General features: G+C 66.5%; 5 protein-coding genes and 2 pseudogenes. All 7 read left to right on the top strand.

Features of this window, described 5'->3' with window-relative positions; genetic code table 11:
* A pseudogene (gene folP / locus RHBS_RS24050) lies at nt 1–684 on the top strand (dihydropteroate synthase); the annotation flags it as partial.
* Nucleotides 681–1085 carry a dihydroneopterin aldolase gene (gene folB / locus RHBS_RS24045; RefSeq protein WP_121872140.1) on the top strand — a complete coding sequence of 135 codons (405 nt, stop codon included), beginning with the start codon at nt 681–683 and terminating at the stop codon, nt 1083–1085. The pseudogene folP and the gene folB, both read left to right, overlap by 4 nt.
* A pseudogene (gene folK / locus RHBS_RS24040) lies at nt 1082–1580 on the top strand (2-amino-4-hydroxy-6-hydroxymethyldihydropteridine diphosphokinase); the annotation flags it as partial. The gene folB and the pseudogene folK, both read left to right, overlap by 4 nt.
* Nucleotides 1581–1687: 107 nt before the next feature.
* Nucleotides 1688–2158, top strand: a complete 471-nt coding sequence (locus RHBS_RS24035; RefSeq protein ID WP_121872943.1) for a DUF3180 domain-containing protein — start codon at nt 1688–1690, stop codon at nt 2156–2158.
* A gap of 90 nt (nt 2159–2248) precedes the next feature.
* Nucleotides 2249–3583 (top strand): DUF6779 domain-containing protein, encoded by a 1335-nt coding sequence (locus RHBS_RS24030; RefSeq protein ID WP_128646621.1) that lies wholly within the window; start codon nt 2249–2251, stop codon nt 3581–3583.
* A 113-nt stretch (nt 3584–3696) separates the two neighbouring features.
* On the top strand, nt 3697–4608 hold the full coding sequence (locus RHBS_RS24025) for a Rossmann-like and DUF2520 domain-containing protein (RefSeq protein ID WP_128646619.1): 912 nt from the start codon (nt 3697–3699) through the stop codon (nt 4606–4608).
* Nucleotides 4605–5291 (top strand): pantoate--beta-alanine ligase (gene panC, locus RHBS_RS24020; RefSeq protein WP_128646617.1); only part of this gene is annotated, 687 nt, incomplete at its 3' end. The genes RHBS_RS24025 and panC, both read left to right, overlap by 4 nt.

Raw genomic sequence — 5291 nt, 5'->3', positions numbered from 1 at the left:
TGAGTCGACGCGTCCCGGAGCAGACCGGATCGATCGACTCTCGAAGCGCAGCGCGTCGTCCCGGTCATCGCCGCGCTGGCCGAAGCTGGTGTGACCACCAGCGTCGACACCATGCGCGCCTCGGTCGCCGAGGCGCGATCGAGGCCGGGGTCTCTATCGTCAACGACGTCTCGGGCGGTCGGGCGGATCCGGCCATGGCCGGGGTGGTTGCGGACGGCGGACTGCCGTGGATCTTGATGCACTGGCGAGCCGCCGGATCCGAATACCGGCACGCCGGTCCAGCCGACCGGTACGACGACGTGGTCGCCGACGTCCGCAGCGAACTGCTCGAACAGGTCGATCACGCAGTGGCCGCGGGAGTGGACTCCGCGATGCTCGTGCTCGACCCCGGCCTCGGATTCGCCAAGAACGCCGATCACAACTGGCAACTGCTGCGTGGCCTTCCCGACCTGGTGTCGGCCGGCTTTCCGGTTCTCGTCGGTGCTTCCAGGAAGCGTTTTCTCGGATCGCTGTTGGCGGACGACGACGGTTCTCCGCGGCCGCCGGACGGGCGAGAGATCGCCACGGCCGTGGTGTCGGCGCTCGCCGTCGCCGGGGGAGCGTGGGGGTGTTCGCGTGCACGACGCCCGAGCATCACTCGACGCGGTCGCCGTCGTACGGGCATGGCAGGGTGATCGGGCATGAGCGAGATCAGCAGCCGCGTCGGTGCCGGGACGCGTCGCGGCGACCGCATCGAACTGCGTGGCCTGACGGTGTGCGGCAATCACGGCGTCTTCGACTTCGAGAAGCGAGACGGGCAGGACTTCGTCGTCGACATCACCGTGTGGATGGACCTGCGGCCCGCGGCCGAGACCGACGATTTGACCCGAACCCTGCATTACGGAGAACTGGCCGAGCACGCCGCGGCCGTCGTCGCGGGCCCGTCCAGGGATCTGATCGAGACGGTTTCGGCCGAGATCGCCGAGGTCGTGCTGGCGTACGACTCGCGCGTCGACGCGGTGGAAGTGGTGCTGCACAAGCCGTCGGCCCCCATTCCGCTGACGTTCGGGGACGTTGCCGTGGTGGCGTACCGGGAGCGGCCGTGACCAGGGCCGTGCTGTCCATCGGCAGCAACATCGGTGATTCGCTCGCCCACTTGCGCTCTGTCACAGCCGAATTGGGTACGCGGCTGGTGGCCTGCTCGCCGGTGTACCGCTCCGCTCCCTGGGGTGGCGTCGAGCAGCAGGACTTCCTCAACGCCGTCGTCGTGGCCGAGGACGACGCGTTCGACGCCTGGGATTGGTTGCGCTTCGGTCAGCGCCTCGAGGAGGCGGCCGATCGCGTTCGAGTGCAGCGGTGGGGGGCCGCGGAGCCTCGACGTCGACGTGGTGGTGTGCGAGAACATGATCAGCGAGGACCCTCGTTTGATCCTTCCGCACCCGCGCGCGCACGAGCGAGCGTTCGTCCTGCTGCCGTGGCTGGACGTCGAGCCGGACGCCACCCTGCGCGTCGGCGACGACGACGTTCCGGTGACCGAGTTACTCGGGAGACTGAGCCCGGAGGAGCGTGCGGGAGTGATCGAGCAGGAGTGGAGCCTGCAGGAACGACCAGAAAAGCAGGAGTGGAGCCTGCAGGAACGACCAGAAAAGCAGGAGTGGAGCCTGCAGGAACGACCAGAAGAGCAAGAAGGCGTCGGTGATGGGTTGTGGTGACCAATCCCACCAAGGTCTGGGATGTCTTGGGTCTTTTCCTGGTCGCCTCGATCGGCACGTGGCTGCTGGTCCGGGTCTTCTACGGCTCGTTGCCACCGATTCCGGTGTACGCCGGGGCGTCGTTGTATCTGGTCGCGGTGGTGCAAGTGGTGACTGCCGTGATCGTTCGCAATCGCATCGCCGAGCATCGAGTGGGCAGCGGTCTGCACGATCTACACCCGTTGACGGTGTTCAGGGCGCTGGTGTTGGCGAAGGCATCGATGCTGGTGGGAACCGCTGTCGTCGGAGTGTGCGTCGGATTTCTGGTGTACGTGATGCCGCGTGCGGCGACGGTGCGGGCAGCGTCGTCGGATCGGGCCGGAGCCGTCGTTGCGCTCGTGGCAGGACTGGCCGTCGTCGCTGCCGCGGTATGGCTCGAACAGTGCTGCCGTACCCCGAAGGACCGTGACGACGAGCGTTCTCGGTAGCGCTCGAAACTTTTGATTGTTACCTCGGTTGTGTAAGTGATCGGTCGAGGATGACTATTTGCGAACGATTTGCCGGTTACCCTTGTGAACATGACAGATCAGACTCGCGCAAAGAAGGGGCGCCGTAAGAGGCGCAGTGCGAGCCAGCTGTTCCTCGCGGCGCTCGTCGTGTTCGGCATCATCGCCAGTGTGTTGTTGCTCTTCACCGAGAGCGTGCAGTGGATGAGGGTCGGTGTTCTCTCGGCGCTGTGGGCTGCGGTGATCGGTGCGTTCGCGATGACCAAGTACAGGCGCGAGGCGGCCGCCGATCAGACCAAGGCCAAGGACCTGCAGACGGTCTACGAGCTGCAGTTGGCTCGGGAGATCTCGGCGCGGCGCGAGTACGAGATGAGCGTCGAAGCTCGGGTTCGCGGTGAATCGCAGCTCGAGCTCGACGAGGTAGCAGCGCTGCGCAACGAACTCGCTGCCCTTCGCCAGAACCTGCAGGTGCTCTTCGACGGCGATCTGCCCACCGAACGTGTCGCACTGCGTGCCGAAGCGATGAGGATGCAAGAACTCGGCGGACGCGGTTACGACAGCTACCAACCTGCGCCGTCCGGCCTCTACGTTCCCGGTCGCGGGAACGGCTCGATGGCACCGGGAACCGGCCTCAACGGTGTCGGAACTCCCTACGACGAGCCGGTCACGGCCGAGACGTCGGTGGTGTACCCCGAGGATCCGGACGAGATGCCGCAGGCCACGGCCTCCGCAGCGGCCTCCGAGTCGACTGAGGATTCGTACGCCGAGGATTCGTTCGAGGAGACGAGCTACGACACGGACGCGGCCGATGCGGACGAGGACCCGTTCGAGCGACCTGCAGCGCAAGCACGTCCCTACGGCGCACCGAGACCGGCGGGGCGCGTCACGCCGCCCAGCTCGCCTTTCACCGCATACGACTTCGAGCAGACGCGTCGACCTGCCGCAGAGCCGGAACCGGCGGCGGAGTTCGAGCCGCAGGCCACCGAAGAGACCTACGAGAGCGGGCATGCGGAGGCCGACTCGGTCGGTTCGTATTCCACGGGTTCGTTTTCCGCAGAGTCGTATTCGGCGGAGTCGTATTCGGCGGAGCCGGACGAGCAGTACGAAACCGAGCCTGCCGCGGACCGGAACGGTGACGCCTTCTCGACGGCGCGCGCCTCGTTGCGTGAATCGGCCGACGCGTTCTTCGCGGCCGATCACGACTACGAGACACCGGCCGAGGACACATCCGTCTCGCCTCGACGCGGTCGTAGGCGCGCGGAGTCGGCCGACGACGAGGATGCGTCGGGTGCACACTCGAACGGTCGATCCGTCGCCGAGATCATGGCCGGGCTGCAAGGCGGAGGGTCCGGTGATGCGGGCATGACCGATCCGGGAACCCGTCGCCGTCGCCGTCGCGCAGACTGAGAACCAGATCACACAGCTCTTCCATGGCCTGCGAGGGGTCGCGGTCGCTATTGTTCCGTACAGGACGTCTGGTACCGCAGAGCGGGACTGGAACGAACGAGAGGAAATTTTCGGTGACCTTTTCTGGCACCGGTGGTCTGTCTCCGGCTCGCTTGACGGTTGGTGTCGTCTCGGCAGGTCGGGTCGGTACCGCATTCGGTGAGGCGCTCGAACGCGTCGGGCATGTTGTCGTCGGTGCCGCTGCCGTGTCGGATGCGTCCATCGCGCGGGTGCGTGAGCGGTTGCCCGAGTCTCAAGTTCTGCCCGTCGACGAGGTTGCTCGTCGCGCAGAACTGCTGATTCTGGCCGTACCGGACAGTGAGCTGGCGTCGATCGTCGCGGGTCTGGCATCCACCGGGGCGGTTGCACCGGGAAAGTTGGTGGTGCACACCTCCGGCGCGAACGGGATCTCGGTGCTCGAGCCTCTGTCGGCTCTCGGTGCCGTGCCGTTGGCGATCCACCCGGCCATGACGTTCAGCGGTGGAGTCGAGGACACCGACCGGATGACCGCTGCGTGCTTCGGCATCACTGCAGGCGACGAGATCGGCTATGCGGTGGCGCAGGCTCTGGTCCTCGAGATCGGCGGCGAGCCGGTTCACGTGCCCGAGAACAATCGGGCGCTCTACCATGCTGCGCTCGCGCACGGCAGCAATCACCTCGTCACTCTGGTGGTCGACGCGGTCGAGGCGCTCCGAGTTGCATTGGCCGGACCGGGTTTTCCCGGTTCGGACTCCGAGCGCGGTGTGCCCGAGCGTGTTCTGGCTCCACTGCTCGAAGCCGCGCTGGACAATGCGCTGCGCAACGGGCAGTCGGCGCTCACGGGGCCGGTTGCCCGCGGCGACACCGCTGCAGTCGGCAAGCATCTCGACGTGCTCGAGTCCGTGGATTCGCGGATCGCCGCCGGGTACCGGGCGCTGTCGTTGCGATCGGCGCAGCGTATCGGGGCCAAGGCAGACCTGATCGAACTTCTGGAAGGGAATCGATGACCCTCGCGGGCAGCTATACCAAGGGGCAGTTGACGGTTCACCACGATCCTGCGGTGATCACGTCGGTGTCGAAAGCACTGCGAGGCGTCGGGAAGCAGGTCGCTCTGGTCCCGACCATGGGCGCGCTGCACGCCGGGCACCTGCAGCTGGTGCGGCAGGCCAAGCTCACCGGTGCCGTGGTGATCGTGTCGATCTTCGTCAACCCGCTGCAGTTCGGTGTGGGCGAGGACCTCGATGCCTACCCGCGCACCCTCGACGCCGATGTCGCGCTGCTGCGTGAAGAGGGCGTCGAGCTGGTCTTCGCGCCGTCGGCGTCGGACATGTACCCGTCGGGTCCGCGCACCACGGTCCATCCCGGTCCGCTCGGCGCAGAACTCGAAGGTGCCAGCAGGCCAACTCATTTCGCAGGAATGCTCACCGTCGTGGCCAAGCTGCTGCAGATCGCCGCACCGCATCGCGCGTACTTCGGCGAGAAGGACTACCAGCAGCTGACGTTGATCCGGCAGATGGTGCGCGATCTGAACTTCGACGTCGCGGTCATCGGGGTCCCGACGGTTCGCGAGCAGGACGGTCTCGCATTGTCCTCGCGTAATCGGTATCTCGATCCCGAACAGCGGGACGCGGCGATGGCACTGTCGGCTTCGCTGGTCGCCGGGGCACACGCTGCGGCCGGCGGTGCGGAC

The sequence above is a fragment of the Rhodococcus sp. BS-15 genome (genome assembly GCF_000813105.1).
GTDB lineage: Bacteria > Actinomycetota > Actinomycetes > Mycobacteriales > Mycobacteriaceae > Rhodococcoides.
The sequence above is the reverse complement of the archived record's forward strand: the minus strand, read 5'-3'. Positions and strand labels throughout refer to the sequence as shown.

What these genes read in the sequence shown, in the direction of transcription:
- RHBS_RS24030 (WP_128646621.1), top strand. Translation starts at nt 2,249, where the DNA reads ATGACAGATCAGACTCGCGCAAAGAAGGGGCGCCGTAAGAGGCGCAGT.
- folB (WP_121872140.1), top strand. Translation starts at nt 681, where the DNA reads ATGAGCGAGATCAGCAGCCGCGTCGGTGCCGGGACGCGTCGCGGCGAC.